This window comes from Aliiroseovarius salicola (genome assembly GCF_027891095.1).
GTDB classification, from domain to species: Bacteria; Pseudomonadota; Alphaproteobacteria; order Rhodobacterales; family Rhodobacteraceae; genus Aliiroseovarius; species Aliiroseovarius salicola.
Map to the genome: position 1 here is coordinate 1 of NZ_JAQIIO010000008.1, position 21,697 is coordinate 21,697.

The following is a 21,697-nucleotide window of genomic DNA, read 5'->3' on the forward strand; positions in this document are numbered from 1 at the left end:
TTTGGCGGTGACCATGGCCACACGGGCTCCTGCCTCGTAGAATTGCGAGAAGATGGTCGGAGCACGCAGGAACCGCACATCGTTCATCATCACTTCTTCGCCGGTATCCGGATCGATCAGGTAGTTGCCGCAGATGCCATGCACCACAGGTGGACGGCCCGTGGCAATCGACAGGTTGTTGGGGTTGGTAAACGACGGGATCACCGAATGGGCCAGACGGTCCGTGCCCTCTTCACGCATCCGCTTGAGGTTCGGCATCAGACCCTTGCCGATGGCCACCTCAAGATATTCAGGCTCACACCCATCAAGGCAGATCGCAATCGCACACACTTTGGGATTGGCATAGGCGCGCCCGTTCGCAACAACAGGAGTTTGAATGGTCATTATGGTGTTCCTTTATTTGTTAAGAGCGCGTCAGAGTTTCGACGCCCGCACATTTGATTTTCTGTTATTTGGCTCTGTTGACGGTGGCTCGCAGCCAACCAGACAGGAATTCTGCGACCAAAACCATTGCGATGATCGACAAGATGATGGCTGCAACGCGCAGGTTTTCAAGCTGCTGCACATTACGTTTCAAGTACCAACCCATGCCACCCCCGCCGAAGAAACCAACAACCGTGGCTGCACGGAATGCCACATCCCAAGTGTAGATAGCGATCCCGGTAAAGGCGACGCGGACCTGGGGTACGACAGCGTAGAGAAAAACCTGGAAAGGATTGGCACCGGCAGAGCGCATGGCTTCCACGGGACCCATTTCGATGGCCTCGATCTCATCTGCAAAAAGCTTTCCGGCAAATCCGACACAGAACATCGTCAACGCGCTCACACCTGCCAGCATTCCAAATCCCAGCACCGAGACGAACAGGATGGTCCAGATGGTTTCGTGAATGGCGCGGCAAGAGATGACCCCCAGGCGGCCAATGGGAAAGAAGACGCGACGATTGGGTGAAACATTCCAGGCGGAGAACCAAGCCAGAGGGATTGCAAGGCAGACACCTGCGAAACCACCGAGGAAGGACATTTGCAACGTGTCGAGAATAGCGGCCAGATAGCCCCGGTCCAGGACATAGGCCACATCTGGCGGATAATAGCGGTCTCCGACCACACCGACCAGCCCGCCCAGAGCCCCCAACAGAAGTGGGATATCAACGTTCAGGAAGTGCAGCGAATAGCCGAGGAACAGCAGGACAATCAGCAAAGTTCCGTGTTTATAGAGGGATTCCGGGTATTTATACCGGGACCATTTGGGCGGGGTGTGTTGATCAACCATTGCCATCTCCTTAAATCACCGCTTTGCGAAGGTAGTGCGAAATGACTTCGCCGAGAACGATCAACAGCAGGATCGCGAGAATTACCATTGAGACACCTCCGTAGTTGAAGCTGTTCATCTGGCGGAAGAACAGAAGGCCCAGCCCCCCTGCCCCGACCAGCCCCATGACAGCAGAGCGGCGGATATTGATGTCCCATTCAAAGATCACTGTGGCCAGAACAACCGGGTAGATCTGTGGCAGGATGCCGTAATACATCACCTGGAACTGGTTGCCTCCCACGGCTCGAATGGCTTCCACCGGCTTGGCATCGATATTCTCAATTGCCTCTGCGGTGATTTTCGAGATGAACCCGACCGAACGCATGGCGATGGCCAGAATGCCGGGCAGTGCTCCCAAGCCCACGGCGCTGACGAAAATCAGGGCCCAGACAATCTCGTGAACAGAGCGGCTGAGAACCATCAGGAACCGACCCAACGGGTAAAGTATTGTCTTGCTGGGGGTTACGTTCGCCGCCCCCAACCATGCGACGGGGAGTGAGAAGAAACAGCCCAGAACTGTACCGACACAGGCCATCATGAATGTTTCCAACGTCGGGATGATCAATTCTGGCAGAAGGTTCAAGTCAAGCCAGAAATACCGGCTGATCCCGGCAAGGACGCCGTTGCGCCCACCGATGCGAGACCAATCTGTATCCTGAATAATTGTACCACTGACACACCAGGCGATGAACAGAATTATTCCACCCCATATCAGCGTCATTTTCGTAAGGCGCTTGCGGCGCAGATCTAGCTGTGAGGCAACGCCCTGTGGATTCTGGATGGTGAGAAACATGGTTCAGAGCACCTCCATCGCATAGATCTCTTCCAGATCTGAATCTTTCAGGGTTTCAGTCGCGCCGTCGAATTTCTTGTAGCCATCCTGCATACCGATGATCCGATTACAGAATTCCTTGGCCAGTTGCACATCGTGGATGTTGCACAGAGCCGGAACTTTGAGTTCGCGGGCGATGTCACGGATCAATCCCATGACTTCGCGAGAAATTTTTGGGTCGAGCGCAGAGGTCGGTTCGTCCAGAAGCAGGAGTTTAGGGCGCTGCATCAGGGCGCGCGCAATGCCGACACGCTGGCGCTGACCACCGCTAAGTTCATCTGCTCGTTTATTGATGTGATCGCTTAAGCCAACACGATCGAGATAGTAGAGAGCCTGATCCACATCTTCCTTAGGAAACATCCGGAACAGGGAACGCATGTTGCCCGTGTAACCTAACCGTCCTGACAGAACATTGTCCATCACCGACATGCGGTTGATCAGATTGAACTCCTGAAAAATCATGCCGACATTGCGACGCAATTCACGCAATTGCTTGGCATTCAGGTCGCAGACATTGTGATCCAGGAGAATGATCTCACCTGCCGTCGGTTCGACAAGTCTGTTGACCGCCCGGATCAGAGTAGATTTCCCTGCCCCACTTGGTCCGATGATTGCAAGGAAGTCATCTGACTTGACCTCAAAATCAATGCCCTTCAAAATTTCGGGGCCCTTTGCCGAATATCTGACTTTCAGCCCGGTGACACTAAGTACCGTCATTTGATCCTCCCTTTGGTCCCCGCCCTGCTGATGCAGGGCAGAGCTTTGATTTATTGGCTTTTCTTCGCATCTTTTGCCGCCTTCAAGGCGCGAATGATGTCGTAATCAGCATCCGTCATTGCGACAAACTTGCTGGCGTTCACATTCTTAAGATATTCCCGACCGGCTTCACTTTCGTTCAGGGTCAGGAAGGCCTGGGAAATCTGGTCAACAAGATCATCACACAGCTTCCCGGATACAACAAATGGGTCTTGTGGAATGACCGGAGAGGACCAGATGAGATTGTAGTCTTCCATCTTTGCCAATCCGCGATCGATTACGTTGTCCAGACGATGCGTAGCCACAAATGCCACATCCACCTGGCCTTCAATTACAGCGACTGCCGAAAGATCATGGCCCCCAGTGTAGACAACGCGCGAGAAGTGATCTTCGAGCTGCGCTCCAATCACATCGGTGAAAGACACGCGCGGCAACAGGTTGCCCGAAGTCGAGGCCGGATCGGTTAAGCCAACCACCGTGCCCTTCAAGTCTTCAATTTTGCTGATGCCGGAGTCTGAACGTGCGACGAGAACGGCCTTGTAACCCGGGCCTTCCTCCTGGAAATGGCCGGGATGTTTGGCATAGGTGGCAAAAACCTGCAAAGACGGATCTTTTTCCTGCGCAATCACATAGGAATAGGGACCATGCATGCCGATATCGACAAATCCGCCCAACATGGCTTCAACAACCGAAGCATAGGATGTGGGCAGATAGAACTCGACATTCTTGCCCGTGGCTTCCTTGATCTGGTTCACCATCGGCTCATACAGGGCAAGCTCTTGTGTGGTTTCCTCGGTCGGGATCATCGAGAACCGCAACACGTCAGGGTTTTTACATTCCTCTGCCTGCGCCGTTCCAGCCACAGCAAACACGGCAGTGCATATGGTCGCCTTAACAGTTGTCGTGATATTTTTCATACTTTCCTCCGTTGGTATTATTTTGCCCATTCGGGCTGCTTTTGTGACAATTAGGTAACTTCAAACACCAGACGATTTTGGTGCTCCATCGAATTCAGAAAACTCGCCTTGCTACCAATAAAATTCTTGCCGCGCTCTCCGGCGAAAGCCTGATCTATGATCTCGGCAACTTGATCATCGGGAACTTTCTGATCCTTGAAGGTACACCCGACCCCCAAGGAATTCAGGAACCGCGTCAGCCGAACAGCACCGGCATCCAGATCCTCACCAAAGATCTCTTGAAGCGAGAATTCGCGAAACCCACCTGTTCCTTTCATTGATCGCAGGATGACGGGCAGACTGAACGAGCAGGCAACCCCATGCTGGATCCCCCAGCGTAGAGTGATGGGGTATGACAAATTATGAGCGATGGCGGTTTTTGTATTTGAGAACGCCAGCCCGGCGCTCAGTGATGCTTCGGCCTGCCGGGAACGGTACTCCAGGTTCCCCAAGTCGCCAACGAGCTTGGGGAGTGTGTCAAGGATGGTTTTCGCTGCAATCACGGCGTGCCGGGCAGAAACTGGGTTGGCGTTTACATTCCAGATGCTTTCAAGAGCGTGGGAAAGCGCATCCAATCCTGTCGCCAATGTCAGGCCATAAGGTTTGCCCAACATCAGGGCGGGATCAATGAGCGCCGTTTCCGGATATAGGTTAGGACGAGCGAGAGAGAATTTCTGCCCTCGCACCTCATCCCAGACTGTCGCCCAGCACGTGACTTCGCTTCCGGTGCCAGCAGTCGTGGGAACCGCAATAATTGGAATGGCCGAAAGCGCCTCGGCTCCTGTCTTTGTCTCCAGAAAATGTGCAACTTTGCGAAAATCACCATTGGCCGCGGCAAAGACTTTGGCGGAATCGATGACCGAACCACCTCCCAGCGCAACAATCACGTCTATAGGGGCATCCGCCTGCGCAAAACGGGCTGACTGGCCCTCAAGCAATACATAGTCTGGATTGGGCGCGATATCGTCTATTACCAATGAAGCGGGTCCTGCCGCACTCGTCAGTTTTTCTGCAAGATCTTTGAATGGAGGCTCAGGATAGGTGATCAGTGCATAGTTTCTGCCACCAATAAGCTTTGGCAGTTTATCGAAACCACCATTTCCAAAAATAATTTCAACCGGATTGCTATAATTCCACATAAACTTCCTCACACCATATGCTGATGAACGATCGATCTGTTTTCGCTTTAGGAAGAGTGTGAGAACAAACAATCCATATGTCTAATTGATTGTTTCGATCTTACATATATACTGAAGCTATGCTTAAATCGGAACTTCGCTCCTTTCATGCCGTTGCAAAACACGCGGGTTTTTCCGCAGCATCCAAGGTACTCAATGTCAGCCAACCAACGCTCTCGACACAGGTTAAAGCCCTTGAGCAGAGATATGGTGTTGAGCTTTTTGCGCGCGTTGGTCGCAAGGTAAGGCTCACCACGGCCGGAAAAGAACTCTTTGAAATAACGTCGAGACTCAGCCAGGCAGAAACGGATGCCGAAAACCTCTTAGATTCTTTTCGTGGGTTTCACAGGGGGCAACTTAACATCGCAGCGGTTGGTCCGTTTCACGCGACGAATATGATCATCGCCTTCAAGTCCAGAAACCCTTCCATTGAAGTGGGTGTCCGTTTCGGCAACTCCCAAAGGTGTTTTGAACGCATCCTTTCTCTCGAAGCCGACGTTGGCATCATCGCCGAAGTTCCGACCGATACGCGGGTTGAAGTTAAGCCATACAGCCAACATAATGTGGTCGTGTTTGTGAATTCCGATCACCCCTTTTTCAACAGAGAAAGCATTTCCATTTACGAGCTGGAAAATCAGCCTGTCGTACGCCGTGAACCGGGTTCGACCACGAGATCTGCAATCGAGGAAGAAATGGATAGGAGGGGGATACGCATCTCCCCGATATTGGAGCTTGGCAGTCGCGAAGCGATTTGGAAGACGGTAGAGCAAGGAATGGGAATTGGCTTTGTCGCCGATTTCGAATTTGTGCCGCACGCCAACCTTCGCGCAATTCCGATAAATGACGCCCAGGTACAGACTGGCTATTTCCTCGCCTATCTGAAGGAGAGAAAAAACTCTCGTCTAATTAGCTCATTCACCGATATCGCGATTGGAACCGTTTCCAACTGTCTGACGTCAGCGCCTATGGGTCCAAACGGGGCAATTTACTAAGAAAGTGATTTTGGCTCATCGTAACCACTGAGGAGTGGACGATGAGAAAGACAACGAAGAGCCCTGGCGAGAAGATCGTCAAAGACATCAAGCGCGCCACGCGCAAACAATATTCGTCGGAAGAGAAGATCCGGATCGTCCTGGATGGTCTTCGTGGCGAGGACAGCATTGCAGAGCTGTGTCGCCGCGAGGGGATTTCCCAAGGCGTTTACTACAAGTGGTCCAAAGACTTCATGGAAGCTGGGAAGAAGCGGCTTGCCGGTGACACAGCACGTGCAGCGACAACCGACGAGGTCAAGGAACTGCGGCGCGAAGCTCGTGACCTGAAAGAGGTTGTTGCGGAACAAACGCTCGAACTGCGCTTGCTCAAAAAAAGCATGACCGGCAATGGGGACGACCACGAATGAGATACTCTGCATCAGAGAAACTGGAGAGTGAGCCATTGATGCGCCATTGGTTCGAGCACGACGAAAGCTTCTATCCAAGCGCAGTATCTGAAAAGGTGGGCTCAGTAACGACCTGAGGAAGCGCGAATTCTCCCTCGACTTGGGTTGTTCAGCCTTCGTTGGGGGGGCGAACCGAACTTTGGTAAAGGATCGTGAAACCGCAGCGCGTCTCCTCGTTCGCAGCCATTGGAGCAAGCATCGTTCAAGCGTTAGACTTTTTCGCCAAATTTGCGCGAATCATAAAATCGTCACATGCTGACTGCTTTCATCGACGATCCTTTCGTTGACTCTGCTCAGTTATAAAAGGAATGCACAGATGCCAATCTCCATGAATCGCCGCCATTTTCTCGCTGGAACTGCTGGTCTTATCGCTATGCACCCGTTTTCAGTCTCTGCTGCTGGCAACCAAGCACATTTGCGTCTCATGGAAACGACGGACCTTCATGTTCATGTTTTCCCATATGATTACTATGCGGACAAACCCCGCGATACAGTCGGACTTTCGCGTACTGCGTCGCTGATCCAAGGGGTACGAGCGGAATCCACAAACTCTTTGTTGCTCGACAATGGCGACTTTCTGCAAGGCAACCCGATGGGCGATTACATCGCCTATGAGCGCGGTATGAAAGAGGGCGACAGCCATCCTGTTATCAACGCGATGAACGCGCTCGGCTTTGATGCTTCGACTTTGGGCAATCACGAATTCAACTACGGCATTTCATTCTTGATGAAATCCATAGCAGGCGCGCACTTCCCTGTTGTTTCGGCCAATGTGGTCAAAGAAATGGGGGCCTCTGCCACTGCAGATACGACATTGGTTCAACCCTATGTGATCATGGAACGTGAGATCATCGATGGTGGCGGCGCGAAACACCCAATCAAGATTGGTCTTATCGGGTTTGTACCACCCCAAATCATGAACTGGGATCGCAAGCATTTGGAGGGCAACGTGCAAGCTCGCGATATCGTTGCGACAGCCAAAGCTTATGTCCCTCAAATGAAGGAGGAAGGTGCAGACCTTATCATCGCGCTTTGTCATTCTGGAATTGGCGGTGCGAACGCGGAAGATGGCATGGAAAACGCGGCTATTCCGCTGGCGGCTATTAAAGGTATCGACGCGATCCTTACGGGACACAGTCACCTTGTTTTCCCATCTTCAAAATATGCAGATATTGCGGGCGTGGATACGGAGGCTGGAACGATCGGCGGCAAGCCCGGCGTTATGGGTGGTTTCTGGGGCAGCCATATGGGCTTACTTGACCTATTGATCGAGAGAGACGGCAGCAGCTGGCGCGTACTTTCACATACGGCGGAAGCGCGTCCAATTTCAAAGCGCAACGAAGATCGTTCATATACTGCGCTCGCCGAAGATTATGCACCAGTGTTGGCTGCTGCGACGAAAGAGCATGAAGAAACACTCAAATACGTGCGCACAGCAGTTGGCAAAACCGATGCACCTTTGCACAGCTATTTCGCGCTCGTGGCAGATGATCCATCGGTTCAAATCGTCTCTAACGCGCAGACTTGGTACATCAAAGAGCAGATGGTCGGAACAGCTTTTGAAGGCCTGCCAATCCTTTCTGCCGCAGCACCTTTCAAAGCGGGTGGTCGCGGTGGTCCAGAGTATTACACCGACGTTCCCGTGGGGGATGTTGCAATCAAGAATGTCTCCGACCTCTACCTCTACCCCAACACAGTGCGCGCAGTGAAGGTGACTGGTCAGCAAGTTAAAGACTGGCTTGAACGTTCAGCAGGCATGTTCAATCAGATTGAAGCAGGTGCTCAGGACGCACTTTTGCTTAATCCGAGCTTCCCGAGCTACAACTTTGATGTGATGGACGGCGTCAGCTATCAGATTGACCTCTCGCAACCGTCCAAGTTCGACAAGGACGGAACCGAGATTAACCCGAACGCCAACCGCATTATCAACCTGATGTTCAATGGCGCCCCGCTGGAATTGGACAAAGAATTTATCGTGGCCACGAACAACTACCGCGCGTCAGGTGGTGGTAGCTTCCCCGGTGCCAAAGGCGACACCGTGGTCTTCGAAGGACCAGACACCAACCGCGATATCATCGTGCGTTACTTGGTCGAACAGGGCACGGTGAACCCGAAAGCCGATGCGAATTGGTCCTTTGCACCGCTTGCGGACACAACGGTCATCTTTGAAACTGGCCCAGCGGGAGCTGGCTATGCAGAGAGCGTCGAAGGCGTGTCCATTGAACCAGCAGGTGCATCGGACACAGGTTTCGCAAAGTTCCGCATCAAGCTTTAAAACATTGCGACAACAAGCCGATCCCAAACTTGGGGTCGGCTCGGCGGGTTCGGAGTTTCAAATCCGAAGTTGATAATCCTACATCTTCACTCCGCGCCTTCATGCTGGTTTCCGCACAAACCGCACACAAACCAAATCTCCCGGAAATTAACAGCGACGTTTATTACGACACTCAATTGGCTCCAAAGCGCGATGATTTCCCCCGGGAACGTGGCATGATCAACACAAATTTGGGTCTCGCTTTAACGCTTATTTGGATGTTTTTCTCTACCCGCCTGCCAATTGCGCCAGAAACACGAGGAACTACAAATGCTTGATACGCCTTCAGCTTTGGAGCCCGAAATTCCAACATCCCTCTCGAACCAACATTATGACCTTATCATTGTCGGTGCGGGAGTGTGTGGCCTGAACGCGTTATATGTGGCGACGAAATATCTGCCGGCGACGGCACGGATAGCCCTCATTGAGCGGCGCGATGCTGCGGCGGGCATGTGGCAGAGCACGTATGATTATGTTCGCCTGCATCAGCCGCACCCGATGTTCACCGTGGGCAACATGGCATGGGATTTGGACCAACCCCGGCAATATCTCGCGCGGGGGGCTGAAGTGCGCGATCATCTACAATCCTGTTTGGCAAAACTAAAATACAAACTGCGTCTGGATGAATTCTATGGACACGTTTCTGACGATATCGAAGAGGTCGCGTCACAAGGCGGTCACATCGTGCGGACAAACATCAAGCCGGTTGTGGGCGGTCCGGCGCAAACGTTGACGGCTGATCGGGCGATCTACGCAGCAGGCTATGCGATTTCGGAAATGCAGCCGCTCGAATGCTCTTCCGACAATGTGATCTCGACGGCACCAGGTGGGCTGCCTGAAACCTTGGCCGACAATCCTGGCGCGCCTGTTTATGTGATTGGTGGAGGCAAGACTTCTATGGATACGGTGATGTCTGTCATGGCCGACAACGGGTCACACCAAATCAATGTAATCAACGGTCCGGGCACCTATTTTATCAATCGAAACAACGTTTTCCCGCTTGGGATGGGGCGCTGGAGCTCCGGCAGCCTGATCAGCCAATCCTTCGCTGATCTCGCGCTAAAATTCGACGGCACGAACGAGAGTGAGTTGAATGAATACGCCTTTCACCACTATGGCATCTGCCCAACCGGCACGCCGGGCCAGTCTATGTTTGGGATCCTTTCGGAAGAGGAAGGAAGCCAAATAAAGGAAGGGATCGAGGAAATAATTCCTGGGTATCTTGAGGACGTAATAGACACGGCAAACGGACCCAAAATGATTATGCGGGATGGCAGCCGCGTCACCGTGCCCGACGGCGCGATATTCGTGAACTGCACAGGATGTTATTTTCACGACCATCCAAATGCGCTCGATCGGCCTTGCGTATCCAGACATGGTCGGCTGATTACGATTACGAAAAAGGACTCGCTGCATTTCATGACCAGTGTCGCTGGCTATTTCCTAACTCACATCATGTTTTTGGGGAAACACCAGTCGGTTCCGCTCTACGCCATCGACGCAGAGGCGCTGAACAAAAAGAGCAGGCACGCTTATTTCGCTGCCGATGCTACCCAGATCTACTTAAACCTCATGTTATGGTCCCGTAATATGCCGATGAATGTGCTCTTGAATTGCGGATTGGACCTCGATCGCTGGTTTCCCCTGCCGCGACGCGCAGCAGCGGCTCTTGGCATGTTGGCCAAAAGCAACGCGCACATGGCCCACTGCCGGGCTTCGCTCGACAAGGTGGCAGACGTGCATGGCGTGACCTGTCGGCCCATTTGTTAGCGTTCAAATGACTTAAAAGGCAGACGCGCCCAGCTTTGTCTTAAAACCGGGAGTTTCCAGAACATCCGCAAATTCCTTCTATATTCCCACCGTATTTGGAATCGGCGAATTTCGATGTGATGCCGACGGGCGAAAGCCAGAGTGACACAAATTGAGCTTCAAACGCTCAAAGAAACTTCTGCTTTGAGCTCGAAACCGCCCTGAGCTGCGAACAAATCATATGACTGCTTGGGGTTTTCTCACATTTGTCACCCAAAGCGAGTGACACAGAGGTGACACAGGACTGCATGCAAAATGGTGACACAATGGGCGAATGGTATGCGGTTGCCGCGTAACCGGTTCAAACTAATATCAAATCTGCAAGCGAGGTTTGGTGGAGCCTAGCGGGGTCGAACCGCTGACCTCTTGCATGCCATGGGCGATATAGGATTGTGAGGCCAGTTCACGTAAATGGAGGGAAGTGGACTGGATTGAACCGAATTGTAGATCCCCAGAAGACGTAGCGGTCAGATTGAAAGGTTCAATTTTCTGGAATTTGGTTGAAATTGATTGAATTCATGGGTGGTGACAGGGGAGTGACAAAATAGGCGATTTCATCCGAAATCCAAGGTCTACTCCCCGGCCCGAAGCCGACCTTGGAGGCCATTGCGGCGAATGGTAGGTTGAGCCCATTTTGTCCAATGCTGCGCGAACAACCAATGACTTTTGGGTTTGCAAAGCAGCCATTGAATGGATGCGGATCGAATGAACTCCACCGTCACTCAGATCTCCGACGCCATTCACCGAGGATTGCATTCCGTGCAATCCTCGGCATTCTGATTGAGTTGACGCGGTCATGGCTTTGGCGTCAAATCCGGTTCACGCCCAACCCAGTTGACGCATTGAGATTCCATCGTTCCATATTTTCGTCATTTGGCGGATTTTACCGCCATCGAACTTCATCGAATAGACGTAATCTGCAGCAATCGTATTGCCGGTTGGCGGAACGGGGCCGCCTTCACCAGTCTGAGTGCCGTGAAAGACGGCAAATGCCAGAACGGTGTCGCGTTCTTCATCTGCGGCAAAGCCCTTGAGTTCATAGTGCCCATTGGGCAAAGGCGTCAGCAGGCCTTTCATCCAGTTTGCGTAGGCCTCTAGTGTCAACGTATCGGCCAAAGCGTCGGCCTGACAGGCAAATGACGCGTCGTCGTGGCAGTATTGTTGGCAGGCTTCCCAACCTTGTCCGGTTTCACAGGCTTCGAAGAAGTCACGTGCTGTTGTTGCGATGGTCATGTTCCTAGCTCCTTGGTTTCTATTCGGGGGCGTCCCGAATTTCCGATGTGAGTCAGGTTTACGGCCCCTTGAAGCGCCGAACATCTGCCAGGTGGCATATACCAGACTAAGAAATTTCCATATGCCACTCGAATTGTGCCAAAATCGCCTCATCCTGGGGAGGAACAGTATTGAATATCCAAACAAATCTACCGCTTGAGTTGTCTTCACTGGTGGGTCGCGATTCCGTGTTATCGGAACTACGCCAATTGATTGGCGCCGAGAGGTTGGTGACGCTTACCGGGCCCGGTGGTACCGGGAAGACGCGGATCGCAAAGAAAGTTGCTCGTTCTTTGGCTGAAGATTTCGAACATGGTGTGTGGTTCATCGATCTGACCGGTGTGTTTCGTGACAGCGGCGTCGCCGGGGCCGTGTCACGGGTTTTGGGGTTGCTGGAAGAGGGCCAGATCGCCCTGTCCGAAACAATTGCCCGGCAACTGGCCGATCGAAGTATTCTTCTGGTTCTGGACAATTGCGAACAGGTTCTGGCTGGATGTGCGGAGATGGTAGAGACAATATTGGCTAACGCACCAGATGCGAGAGTGTTGGCCACAAGCCGAGAGCCGATGCACCTCACGGGTGAATATGTACGACAGATATTGCCGCTGCGCATTGATGACGGGATCGCGTTATTTGAAGAACGCGCGCGTCAGGCTGGTTCTCCTATCACGTTGAGTGACGCAAATTCTGCGACTGTTGGGGCGATTGTCGAGCGGTTGGACGGCGTTCCGCTGGCGATCGAGCTTGCTGCGGCCCGGACATCGATGATGGGGACGGAACAAATCCTGACCGGGCTGAACAATCGTTTTGACCTGCTGACCGGTGGTACGCGGAATGCGACGGAGCATCACAAGTCGTTGCGTGCCTCGGTGGCTTGGAGTTATGACTTGATGACGACGTCGGAACAGGCGCTGGCCCGGCAATTGTGTGTGTTGCGTGGGTTCACACTGAACACCGCTGAGGCGATTGGCGCGGATGTTGTGCCCGACGGGGAGTCAATTCTCGATCTTTTGCAACGCCTTGTCGATATGTCGATTGTGCAAGTGGAGCGCTCTGGAGTTGAGCCGCGATATCGTTTTCTGGAAACTGTGCGGGAGTTTCTTCTGGAGACGTTGACGGAAGCGGGCGAAACCAATGATGCACGCAGCGCCCATCTGGCTCATTTTATTGAATTCGCGGAATACCGTGCACAGCGGTTGATCCTGGGCGACGGGCCCGAATTGATGGCGCAAATTCAAACAGAATTTGACAATCTGGAAGACGCTCTGGTTTTTGCCGAAAGCCAAGATGATCCCAGCCTGATGTTTCGACTTCTGACAGCGCTGACCGGATACTATGAAATCTGGGGGCAGTATCAGCACGGTATGCGCTGGTTCGACAAAGCTTTGGCGCGATCCGGCGCGCCTGACGTCTTGACTGCGCGGGCGTTGTGGGGGGCATCCCATGTCTGTGCCTATGGTGGGCGAATGGATCTGGCCTATCCGCGCGCTCAGCGGGCCTTGGAAATGGCGCAGCAGATTGGCGATGTCTGGACCGAAGCGCGTGCGCTGGACATAATCGGATTCGCCCAGTCGGTTTCAGAGCCGGCAGAAGCCTACAAATCCTTGAGCCGCTGCATCGAATTGGGGGGTGAGATCAAGGATGACTGGGCAGAAACCCATGGCATCAAGATCATCACCTCTGTTTATCTCTTTTCGCACGAGGTCGCAGGTGGCAGCGCATCAATCGAAAATGTTCTGGCCATCGCGGACAAACACCAAAGTCGATATCTTCGAGCATGGGCAAACGCGGTCAAAGGATACTTTGCCCGCGATGGCGGTGATTTGGATGCCGCGAAAGAAGCACTTGCGGTTTCAATTGAAAATGCTGGCTATGTGGGTGACCCGGCGACAGGTGGATTTGCGATCGCCTGGTCTGCAGCATTGAAGGCAGATCGGGGACAGGTTGATGAAGCGCGCCGGGAAATGCTGGGCACCATGCAAACGGCGAATGTGACGGGAACGTTTCTTGCCGTGCCCGAAACCATGTTCCAATTGGGCATGATTGAAGTCGGGGCTGGCAATCCACAGGCCACTCTGGACATGATCGGCGGGCATGTTGAGGGATTGAATTCCGCAGGGATTCCCGTCTGGGCGGCGCAACTGGCAGTGGCCTCCGCCGCGGCGCAGATTGCTTTGGGTGGTCTCGATGAGGCAAAGGCACTGCTAGATGATGCCGAAGAAATGTCTGCATCCCTGAAAAACCCTTTCATCAATGGGTTGATTTGCTACCTGCGCGGCCGTCATGCGCTGGCACGGGGCGATATCGGAGAGACCGAAGCGCGTCTCCACAAAGCGCTGGAAATTCAGCGCGACGCAGGCCTGTTACCCGGATTGCTGCGGACCATGGAAGCCATCGCCAGCGTCTTGGTCAGCAAAGATAAGCCCGAAGATGCGGCGCGCGTTCTGGCCTTCATTGATAAGACACGATCCGAAATCCGGTTTATTCGCGGCGCAGCGGAGGACACAGAACATGAATCTTTAATCGATCAGCTTGATCAAATTCTGGGCGATGAAGCCCATTCAGATATCAATGACACCGCAGCAAGCGCAGATCTCGAAGAGATTATCGGCTTGATCTCCCGTATGAGGGGCAAGCGCGCCCGGCCATTAATGGGATGGGATAGTCTGACCCCCACTGAACGCCGCGTAGTTTCACTTGCGACCGAGGGTCTATCCAATCCCGAAATCGCGGAACGCATGTTCATTGCCCGCGGGACGGTGAAAGTTCACCTGTCTCACATCTATGAAAAGCTGGATGTGAAATCGCGCACTCAACTCGCGGCGAAGGCGGTTGCTGACGAGTTTTGAACCATAAAATCCTGACCGAGTTTTTTAGTTGGCGGTTTCCATACGCATCAATATCCAACTCGCTTTCATGGTATGCGTCGAGAGTGACTCGTCATTGAAAGCTGACATTGGAACACTGGCAGCGAAAGGCCGCTCTGTTGCGCATTGCCGACCTTGGCGGAAACAGCAGCGAACGGCTACTTTCCACCGTTTTCATCCTTTCAACCCGGATCAAGATCACACAATACTGACCTCTTGCTTGGCGTCTATGAAGCTCAGATTGATTTTCATGAAATCAGCGAACGCCTTCTAATATTCTCTGCGATATCGAGAGTCATCTTCGAGGTAATGAACTACCTCTTGGGGGCATAGTCATCCGACGAACATGAAATCCTTGGTCATTCGGATGTCACTTCTCGAAGGCGCTGAAGGCGGTTCAAGGTCTGACCTTTTATGGAGATATCGGGAATTCGCCTACACTGCCTACATCGCCTACACTGAGATTTTGCCCATTGACTTGGGGGGATTGCAGCTTCGGTGCAATGATAAAGATAGGGAGGTTCCGATGTCGGACGAAGACGAATAATAAATACCGGATTGGTTGAAAGCCATTCCTCCGCAATCTGATGAAGAAACATGGGCGCATATTGAGTGGCGCTTCCACGATCTTCTCGACACCCTCAATCAAGTTAAACTCGAAACCGAAAAGCAGGCGGTTCCGCAACGCCATGGTGTCGGCACCAAGGATCTCGGGGTTTGAAGGCGCCGCCTTGGCCCGGGAGGTTGCGGCCCAGGACAATGGTGACGGCGATGGTCATGGCGATTTTTGAGACCCGCTGCAAGTGTAGGCAGTGTAGGCAGTGTAGGCGTCCCCCGACCTTTAAACTGGAGGGGGTGGGATACGGCGCCCTCCCGCACATCGCCTCGGTGCCCCCGCGGGCAGCAGCGCGTGGGGCGCCACACATCCGGGGTAGGACGGCGTCTACACTGTCTACACTGCCTACACTTACCCCCACCCCTGCCTCTTTCGCCCCTACCCCGCGAGACAGGTGGTCAGGTGGTCAGCGCCCCGTGCGGTGCTCAATCCCCACCCCCTCGTACCTCCGTCCCGACGGGCTCTCGCCGATCCCCGCCTCCAAGACCATCCCTGTGACCACCTCCACCCTCTGGACCACCTCAGAGGTGGTCCGGGGCCCTCTTGCATTGCGGCACCGTGCAAAATTGTGTGCGGGTCCGCCGCGTGTTTTTCTTGGGCTTTTTTCTTTCGAGGAGGGAGACCATGGCTAAGTTCAACCCGACCATCGGCAGGTGGACCCGCCGCCGTCGCAACGCGGCTGGCAAGCGGGTCACCGACAAAAAATGGGTCGTCAACTATCGCTGCCCCGAGACCGGGCGCAAACGGCGTATCTCTTTTCAGACCAAAGCCAAAGCCGAAGAATATCGGGAGGCGTTGATTGCTTCGGTCACCGGCGAACGCTACTTCAACCCCAACATCAACCCGACCGTCGCCGAGGTGGTGAAGCATTGGCTTGAGACCAAGCGCGGCCTCGTAAAACCGCAGACCATCTCGGGCTACCGGCCCCTGCTCAAGATCATCGTGGGGCCGCTACTTCAGGGCACCCCCCAGGAACGTGTCCACTATGCCCTGACCGGCGAGAAGCCAAAGCACGACACCAAGCTCTTGCAAATGCTGGGGCCTTTCCTCGTCTCCGAGCTGACCACCGCGCAGCTGCGCCGCTGGCACAGCAAAGTTCGCGAGGAAGTGGGCGCCCATACCGCCAACCGGGTCATGTCGATGTTGAAGGGCATCCTTGCCTTGGCCGAGGAGGACTTTGGCGTGCGGGTGTGCTCGATGCCCACCAATCTGGCAAAGCGGAAGGCGAAGCCGAAGAAGGAGATCCTGTCGCCTGAGGAAGTGGCCAAGCTTTTGGCCCATGCTCGTTCGGATAAGGAACGCGGCATCTTCTATGCCTTCCCCTTCCTGACCGGTGTACGCGTCTCCGAGCAGTTGGGGCTCTTGTGGGACGACATCGATCTTGACCGCAACATCATCACCATCCGGCGGGTGCAGGAGCGTGATGGCAGCACCACCGACCAGACCAAGACGGAAGCGGGCGAACGCGAGATCCCGATTTCGCCGACCCTGCGCGCCATGCTGCTTGAGTGGCGGCTCACCTGCCCGCGTCTTGACGGCGAGCTCTATCGGGTGTTCCCGGGGCCCGGCGTGCCCCAGCAATGGCCCCTGCCCCGTCTGGGTGGCGGCGGCCCGGTGCTTTATTCCAACTTCCTCAAGCGCTATTGGCGTCCTGCCTTCGAGGCCGCAGGGGTGCGTTATGTGACCCACCACTCCGCGCGGCACAGCTTTGTCTCCACCTTGCAAGCGCAGGGTGTCGAGGTGGGGCTGGTGGCCAAGCTCGCGGGGCATGCCAATCCGGCCGTCACGCTCGGGCACTACACCCAAGCGGTGCGCGGTGGGGCCGAAGCGGTAGCAGTGCTGGATCGGGCCTATCAGGTCGGGAGTGGGGTCTGATGGGGGAGCCCGGGAGTGAGCCGAGGGCTTCCAGCTATGGGGATAGCCCCGCGCCCCGCCCCGCGTCTCCGTGGTATCTCCCGTGGGTGCGGAGATGGTGCTGCAGCACCCAGACGCCCCTGCGCGCAGACTGAGCCAGGGTGAGGATGGGGAGCGGCCATTCGCCGCGCTTCACATTAAGGTCCGCAAAGCGGACAAAACTGACCTTGGCGGACACCGAGTCTGTGATACCTCTCTAACATGACGGATTCTCTATCAGACGCGAAAGTACTGAACTCAAGACAAACAATAGCAGCACTTGGTGTACTGTTTGCGTCGGTCTGTTTTGGTATCGTTCCGTATTTTAGCAGGAATTTGACTGACCAAGGCCTTGCTCCCCATGCAGTCGCATTTTACCGATATGTCATCGCCGCAGTGATCCTCTTCCCTGCGTTTCTGAGCCAGTTGAAAGCATGGCGTGAACTTGTCTGGGGTTTATGCGCGGGTGCCGCAATGGGTTTAGGCTGGATCGGATATGTGACAGCAGTCGAGACAATACCTGCGTCAACTGTTGGTGTGCTTTACATGACCTACCCCGTATTTACCGTCGTCATAGCATGGGCACTGTTTTCAGATACCCCATCACGCAGAGCGTTATTTGCCTCCGGTTTGATCATTCTGGCCGCCGTCATTGCGGGGAATCCGGCTGCGGTGCCGTCTAACCAGTTTTCTACACTTTTTATCTCTCTGGCGGCTCCTTTAGGGTTCGGGTTTGGTATATGCGTGCTTGTTCATCGCCTTTCGCGAATTCCCCCGCTTGCGAGGATCGCTTCAGTTTCACTCGGATCAGTGTTGGCGTTGGCACCCCTTGTGGCAACCTCGACATCGGCTGAAATTTTGCCCGAAGATTTTGATACATGGATGTTGATTTTGGGAATTGCGGTCGTGTCCGCTCTCATCCCACAATTGATTTACACCGTAAGCTCACCAATCATCGGCGCGTCGCGCACTGCGGTTATTGGGAGTGTCGAACTTCCGACGATGTTCCTCGTCAGCATGTTTGCATTCGGAGAAACCCTAACGTTTTCTCAACTCATTGCCTGTGTGCTGGTCGTTATAGCAATTGTTGTTACACGAAGCCGCGTCACACGAAACGTTACGACAAATATCGCCAGAAACCCCTAACGCCCGTCACCATCTGCCTTGAAACACTATTCAGTTTGACTGTCACTCTGGGCTCGAAACCGCCGTTAGCTACGATCAACTCAAGTGTCTGCTTCGGGCTTTCCTCACATTTGTCACCCAAAACAGGTGACACAGGACTGCATGCAAAATGGTGACACAATGCGCGAATGGTAAACGGCTACCGCGTAACTGGTTCAAATCATTATCAAATATATGAAAGAGATTTGGTGGAGCCTAGCGGGGTCGAACCGCTGACCTCTTGCATGCCATGCAAGCGCTCTACCAACTGAGCTAAGGCCCCAACCTTCTCAGCGCCATCTCACCTTGCCTATGCCCGGTGACCGCGTGTCGCTGTCTGTGCGGCGGTATTTAGGCAAAGGCGCGCGGGCGTGCAACCCAAAAAACGCGCCTTTGCATATTTTTTTAGTCGTCGTCTTCTGCAGGAACGTCTGCGATTTCTTCGAGCGACACCTCAGCGTCGTCTTCGTCATCCAGCACGTCGTCACCCAGATCCACATCGGTGGAGTCATCATCTTCCAACACTGCATCGGCGTCGTCGACCAGATCTTCGGCCAGCGATGCCTTGTCTTCCTTGTCGGCCACCATAGTACGCGTACCCTTGCCGGTGTCGAGGTTCAGAACCTCACCCGTATAGGGGCTGACGATCGGGTTAGCGTTCAGGTCATAGAAACGTTTACCTGTCGTCGGGCAGACACGCTTTACGCCCCATTCTTCCTTGGGCATCGTTGCCCCCTTTCAGTTGTCATATCTACATGCGAAATTTGTCGCCAGTTGCCACAAGTCGGCCCAGCTGTCAAAGGCTTTTGCCATACTACCGGTGGAAGGCCGGGATTGACGCTGGGTTTGACCTTGGGCCAAAGCTATAAAGAAAGGATGTAACCTGTGATCAGGTCACGGATCAAGTCTCCTGAAAAGGTCAGCCTGACCAATGCGCCAGAAGTCGAACTTTTGCTGCGCCCTTCGGTTCGGGCCCGCCGCTTGTCACTGCGTGTTTCACGCCTCGACGGGCGCGTGACCTTGTCGATGCCAACCGGCACCCTTCGTCGCGAAGCCCTGCGGTTTGCTGAGGAGCGCGCCGATTGGATTCGCAGCCATTTGGAAGATATTCCGCAAGACATGCGTCCTGCCCTTGGCGATACGATTCCATTTCAGGGTCGGGATCATCGGTTGATTGTCGGAACCGGGCGCACAGTTCAGGCAGGCAACGGGACCATTTCCTTTCCCCAGGCGGCACAATCCAATCCCGCACCCCGGTTGATGGCTTTTTTGAAACAGCATGCGCGTGCGCGCCTTGATACCGCCAGTCGCCACTATGCCAGTGAAATTGGGTATGAATTCGGTAAACTCACCCTGCGCGACACACGATCCCGCTGGGGGTCCTGCAGCTCAGACGGCAATTTAATGTATTCTTGGCGTTTGATCATGGCCCCGCCAGAAGTGCTGGATTATGTCGCCGCCCATGAAGTGTCGCATCTCGTTCACATGGACCACTCCTCGGCATTTTGGAATCAAGTGGAAGAAATCTTTCCCGATTACCGCGCTCCGCGAAAATGGCTTCGGGACAATGGGGCGAATTTACATAGATACCGGTTCAAAGATTGACGCCCTTGGTGATTTGTGATCACAATTCCTCATGACTTCTGTACCCCGCCCAAATCCTGACACCGGCGCCGCCCATGAACGCGTTTACCGCACACTGCGAACTCAGATCATGCATGGCGAGCTTAACCCCGGCGAGGCGCTGACCATCCGGGGGATCGGCAAAACATTTGATGTCTCAATGACGCCAGCCCGCGAAGCCGTGCGAAGATTGGCCGCAGAAGGTGCCCTGACCCTTTCAAGCTCCGGACGGATCTCAGCGCCCGACCTGTCGCCGGAACGAATCGAAGAGCTGGCAGCCCTGCGCGCCCTTCTCGAACCGGAACTCGCCGCCCGCGCCCTTCCCCGCGCGCATATGGCTCTCATCGACCGTCTGCGCGCCATCAACGCCCGTGTGTCAGAGTTTGTCGCAAAACAGGATGCCGTTGGCTATCTGCGCACCAATCTCGAGTTTCACCGCACGCTCTATTTACGCGCGCACGCCCCTGCAATGCTGGCCATGGCGGAAACAGTCTGGTTGCAACTCGGTCCTACCATGCGCGCACTTTACGCCCGAAAACACCGGCCTGACCTACAAAAACACCATCGCATGATCCTCGCAGCCCTCGCGGCAGGGGATGAACCTGCCCTTCGATTGGCAGTGCGCACCGATGTGACACAGGGACTGAAGATGATCTCGGACTGAATTTCGCCGCCCTCCCTTTTTTCTTGCCAGAAATACCTCGGGGTGAGAGCGCAGCTCGAGGGGCAGAGCCCCTTCCTCCACAAAAAAAGCGCGTCCAAGTGGACGCGCCTTTATTTTCAAGACAAGGATCTGTCTTAAGCTCCCCGGGGCTCAGACTCCGGCACACCAGGCGTGGCCACAACCTGATTCAGAAGGGCATTCACTTGCTCTCCACCCAACTTCAGCACCTTGGCGAGACGGCCGACAAAACCCTGCTCCTTCCCGCCCAGCGTGCCATCAGCCGCAACCACCATGAGCACTGCTTTCATCATCAGGGACGCCTCGTTGGGGTTCAGGCCCTTGGCAAGCGACTTGAAATAATTGTCTGCAGGCTTCTCTTCTGCCAACTCGGACATCCGACGCACCGTGGTCAGATCAAAGGTTTCGCCGGTCATCTCCTGCGCAATCCGGGCAATTTGCACCACTTCGGTTTCATCAATATTGCCATCTGCTTTGGCCGCATGGCACATCGCATCAAGGATCGCCTTAGCAACTGGTGACAAATCTCCCATCAATGCCTGACGCTCTGTGCGGCGTTTACGGGTCTTTAGCCAGGCCACAACTGCAAAACCGATAAAGCCCAGAACAATCACCCAACCCCAGTGGCCGTTGATCATCGCGCTGGTAGATAGTTTCGGAGTGTCCGGCAAATCTGCAGGAAAAGCACCGTCCGCCTTGCCCTCAACAAAGCGCTCCGTCGGTAGCTCGTAATACTCCTCGGCCGCACAGCGATTGGCGGCCAGTACATAGCCTTCGACACTACGGAAAAGCGGGATAAACAAAACTTTGCTATCATCGACCAAGTGGCACAGCGCATAGGGCTGGCCATCCAATTCAATCGGCGTCTCCGCAACAAACAGCATGGTTTGAGAGGTACTGCCACCGCCCCTACGGGCCTCGGCGGCATCCGCTACTAAAATACTGGCCAGAGCGGCTAAGGTAAAAATAAGATAACGCATATTGGTCT

General features: G+C 54.3%; 19 protein-coding genes, 1 tRNA gene and 1 pseudogene. 11 read left to right on the forward strand and 10 right to left on the reverse strand.

Translation table 11 applies throughout. The features are described from left to right. The 6 genes from O2N63_RS13675 to psrA form a co-directional block, all read right to left on the reverse strand. The coding region (locus O2N63_RS13675) for an alkaline phosphatase family protein (RefSeq protein WP_271054843.1) at window positions 1-384 on the reverse strand (384 nt) is incomplete at its 3' end. A gap of 64 nt (window positions 385-448) precedes the next feature. Continuing rightward, the gene (locus O2N63_RS13680) at window positions 449-1,270 is read right to left on the reverse strand and encodes a PhnE/PtxC family ABC transporter permease (protein WP_271054844.1); all 822 of its coding nucleotides are present in this window, start codon (window positions 1,268-1,270) and stop codon (window positions 449-451) included. 10 nt (window positions 1,271-1,280) lie between these two features. Continuing rightward, entirely contained in the window at window positions 1,281-2,102 is an 822-nt protein-coding gene (gene phnE / locus O2N63_RS13685; protein ID WP_271054845.1) for a phosphonate ABC transporter, permease protein PhnE, read from the reverse strand. 3 nt (window positions 2,103-2,105) lie between these two features. Beyond that, complete coding sequence (gene phnC / locus O2N63_RS13690; RefSeq protein ID WP_271054846.1) at window positions 2,106-2,858, reverse strand: phosphonate ABC transporter ATP-binding protein; 753 nt, start codon at window positions 2,856-2,858, stop codon at window positions 2,106-2,108. Between the two features lie 50 nt (window positions 2,859-2,908). Continuing rightward, the gene (locus tag O2N63_RS13695) at window positions 2,909-3,814 is read right to left on the reverse strand and encodes a phosphate/phosphite/phosphonate ABC transporter substrate-binding protein (protein ID WP_271054847.1); all 906 of its coding nucleotides are present in this window, start codon (window positions 3,812-3,814) and stop codon (window positions 2,909-2,911) included. A gap of 50 nt (window positions 3,815-3,864) precedes the next feature. Continuing rightward, the gene (gene psrA, locus O2N63_RS13700; protein ID WP_271054848.1) at window positions 3,865-4,992 is read right to left on the reverse strand and encodes an iron-containing alcohol dehydrogenase PsrA; all 1,128 of its coding nucleotides are present in this window, start codon (window positions 4,990-4,992) and stop codon (window positions 3,865-3,867) included. Between the two features lie 119 nt (window positions 4,993-5,111). On the opposite strand from psrA, the gene O2N63_RS13705 reads away from it, so the two are divergent. From O2N63_RS13705 to O2N63_RS13725, 5 genes and pseudogenes are all read left to right on the forward strand, one after another. Then, a complete protein-coding gene (locus tag O2N63_RS13705; RefSeq protein WP_271054849.1) occupies window positions 5,112-6,023 on the forward strand; it encodes a LysR substrate-binding domain-containing protein in 912 nt (303 codons plus the stop codon). A gap of 41 nt (window positions 6,024-6,064) precedes the next feature. Beyond that, a pseudogene (locus O2N63_RS13710) lies at window positions 6,065-6,456 on the forward strand (transposase); the annotation flags it as partial. Between the two features lie 329 nt (window positions 6,457-6,785). Then, window positions 6,786-8,744, forward strand: a complete 1,959-nt coding sequence (locus O2N63_RS13715; protein ID WP_271054850.1) for a bifunctional 2',3'-cyclic-nucleotide 2'-phosphodiesterase/3'-nucleotidase — start codon at window positions 6,786-6,788, stop codon at window positions 8,742-8,744. Between the two features lie 101 nt (window positions 8,745-8,845). After that, entirely contained in the window at window positions 8,846-9,061 is a 216-nt protein-coding gene (locus O2N63_RS13720) for a hypothetical protein (RefSeq protein WP_271054851.1), read from the forward strand. Continuing rightward, on the forward strand, window positions 9,054-10,553 hold the full coding sequence (locus O2N63_RS13725) for an FAD/NAD(P)-binding protein (protein ID WP_271054852.1): 1,500 nt from the start codon (window positions 9,054-9,056) through the stop codon (window positions 10,551-10,553). Before O2N63_RS13720 ends, O2N63_RS13725 begins: the two co-directional genes overlap by 8 nt. An 858-nt stretch (window positions 10,554-11,411) precedes the next feature. Here the strand turns inward: O2N63_RS13725 and O2N63_RS13730 are convergent. Then, window positions 11,412-11,825 carry an ester cyclase gene (locus O2N63_RS13730; RefSeq protein WP_271054853.1) on the reverse strand — a complete coding sequence of 138 codons (414 nt, stop codon included), beginning with the start codon at window positions 11,823-11,825 and terminating at the stop codon, window positions 11,412-11,414. Window positions 11,826-11,995: 170 nt separating this feature from the next. Here O2N63_RS13730 and O2N63_RS13735 point away from each other — a divergent pair, with 170 nt between their 5' ends. From O2N63_RS13735 to O2N63_RS13750, 4 genes are all read left to right on the forward strand, one after another. Then, entirely contained in the window at window positions 11,996-14,713 is a 2,718-nt protein-coding gene (locus O2N63_RS13735; protein ID WP_271054854.1) for a LuxR C-terminal-related transcriptional regulator, read from the forward strand. Window positions 14,714-15,293: 580 nt separating this feature from the next. Further along, window positions 15,294-15,452 (forward strand): hypothetical protein, encoded by a 159-nt coding sequence (locus tag O2N63_RS13740; RefSeq protein WP_271054855.1) that lies wholly within the window; start codon window positions 15,294-15,296, stop codon window positions 15,450-15,452. A gap of 519 nt (window positions 15,453-15,971) precedes the next feature. Continuing rightward, entirely contained in the window at window positions 15,972-17,222 is a 1,251-nt protein-coding gene (locus tag O2N63_RS13745; RefSeq protein WP_271054856.1) for a tyrosine-type recombinase/integrase, read from the forward strand. 240 nt (window positions 17,223-17,462) lie between these two features. Continuing rightward, window positions 17,463-18,386 (forward strand): DMT family transporter, encoded by a 924-nt coding sequence (locus O2N63_RS13750; protein WP_271054857.1) that lies wholly within the window; start codon window positions 17,463-17,465, stop codon window positions 18,384-18,386. 225 nt (window positions 18,387-18,611) lie between these two features. Here O2N63_RS13750 and O2N63_RS13755 read toward each other — a convergent pair. Together O2N63_RS13755 and O2N63_RS13760 are read right to left on the reverse strand one after the other, a co-directional pair. Then, window positions 18,612-18,687 (reverse strand) — tRNA-Ala (locus O2N63_RS13755). A 122-nt stretch (window positions 18,688-18,809) separates the two neighbouring features. Beyond that, window positions 18,810-19,130: a TIGR02300 family protein gene (locus O2N63_RS13760; RefSeq protein ID WP_271054858.1), complete on the reverse strand. Its 321-nt coding sequence runs from the start codon at window positions 19,128-19,130 to the stop codon at window positions 18,810-18,812. A 159-nt stretch (window positions 19,131-19,289) separates the two neighbouring features. On the opposite strand from O2N63_RS13760, the gene O2N63_RS13765 reads away from it, so the two are divergent. After that, complete coding sequence (locus O2N63_RS13765) at window positions 19,290-20,009, forward strand: M48 family metallopeptidase (protein ID WP_271054859.1); 720 nt, start codon at window positions 19,290-19,292, stop codon at window positions 20,007-20,009. Window positions 20,010-20,040: 31 nt separating this feature from the next. Further along, complete coding sequence (locus tag O2N63_RS13770; RefSeq protein WP_271054860.1) at window positions 20,041-20,691, forward strand: GntR family transcriptional regulator; 651 nt, start codon at window positions 20,041-20,043, stop codon at window positions 20,689-20,691. A 134-nt stretch (window positions 20,692-20,825) separates the two neighbouring features. On the opposite strand, the gene O2N63_RS13775 is transcribed toward O2N63_RS13770, so the two are convergent. Next, on the reverse strand, window positions 20,826-21,689 hold the full coding sequence (locus tag O2N63_RS13775; protein WP_271054861.1) for a tellurite resistance TerB family protein: 864 nt from the start codon (window positions 21,687-21,689) through the stop codon (window positions 20,826-20,828). Window positions 21,690-21,697: the final 8 nt, after the last annotated feature.

Coding starts and splice junctions, on each gene's coding strand:
- O2N63_RS13680 (WP_271054844.1), bottom strand. CDS start 1,270: ATGGTTGATCAACACACCCCGCCCAAATGGTCCCGGTATAAATACCCG.
- phnE (WP_271054845.1), bottom strand. CDS start 2,102: ATGTTTCTCACCATCCAGAATCCACAGGGCGTTGCCTCACAGCTAGAT.
- phnC (WP_271054846.1), bottom strand. CDS start 2,858: ATGACGGTACTTAGTGTCACCGGGCTGAAAGTCAGATATTCGGCAAAG.
- O2N63_RS13695 (WP_271054847.1), bottom strand. CDS start 3,814: ATGAAAAATATCACGACAACTGTTAAGGCGACCATATGCACTGCCGTG.
- psrA (WP_271054848.1), bottom strand. CDS start 4,992: ATGTGGAATTATAGCAATCCGGTTGAAATTATTTTTGGAAATGGTGGT.
- O2N63_RS13705 (WP_271054849.1), top strand. CDS start 5,112: ATGCTTAAATCGGAACTTCGCTCCTTTCATGCCGTTGCAAAACACGCG.
- O2N63_RS13715 (WP_271054850.1), top strand. CDS start 6,786: ATGCCAATCTCCATGAATCGCCGCCATTTTCTCGCTGGAACTGCTGGT.
- O2N63_RS13720 (WP_271054851.1), top strand. CDS start 8,846: ATGCTGGTTTCCGCACAAACCGCACACAAACCAAATCTCCCGGAAATT.
- O2N63_RS13725 (WP_271054852.1), top strand. CDS start 9,054: ATGCTTGATACGCCTTCAGCTTTGGAGCCCGAAATTCCAACATCCCTC.
- O2N63_RS13730 (WP_271054853.1), bottom strand. CDS start 11,825: ATGACCATCGCAACAACAGCACGTGACTTCTTCGAAGCCTGTGAAACC.
- O2N63_RS13745 (WP_271054856.1), top strand. CDS start 15,972: ATGGCTAAGTTCAACCCGACCATCGGCAGGTGGACCCGCCGCCGTCGC.
- O2N63_RS13750 (WP_271054857.1), top strand. CDS start 17,463: ATGACGGATTCTCTATCAGACGCGAAAGTACTGAACTCAAGACAAACA.
- O2N63_RS13760 (WP_271054858.1), bottom strand. CDS start 19,130: ATGCCCAAGGAAGAATGGGGCGTAAAGCGTGTCTGCCCGACGACAGGT.
- O2N63_RS13770 (WP_271054860.1), top strand. CDS start 20,041: ATGACTTCTGTACCCCGCCCAAATCCTGACACCGGCGCCGCCCATGAA.
- O2N63_RS13775 (WP_271054861.1), bottom strand. CDS start 21,689: ATGCGTTATCTTATTTTTACCTTAGCCGCTCTGGCCAGTATTTTAGTA.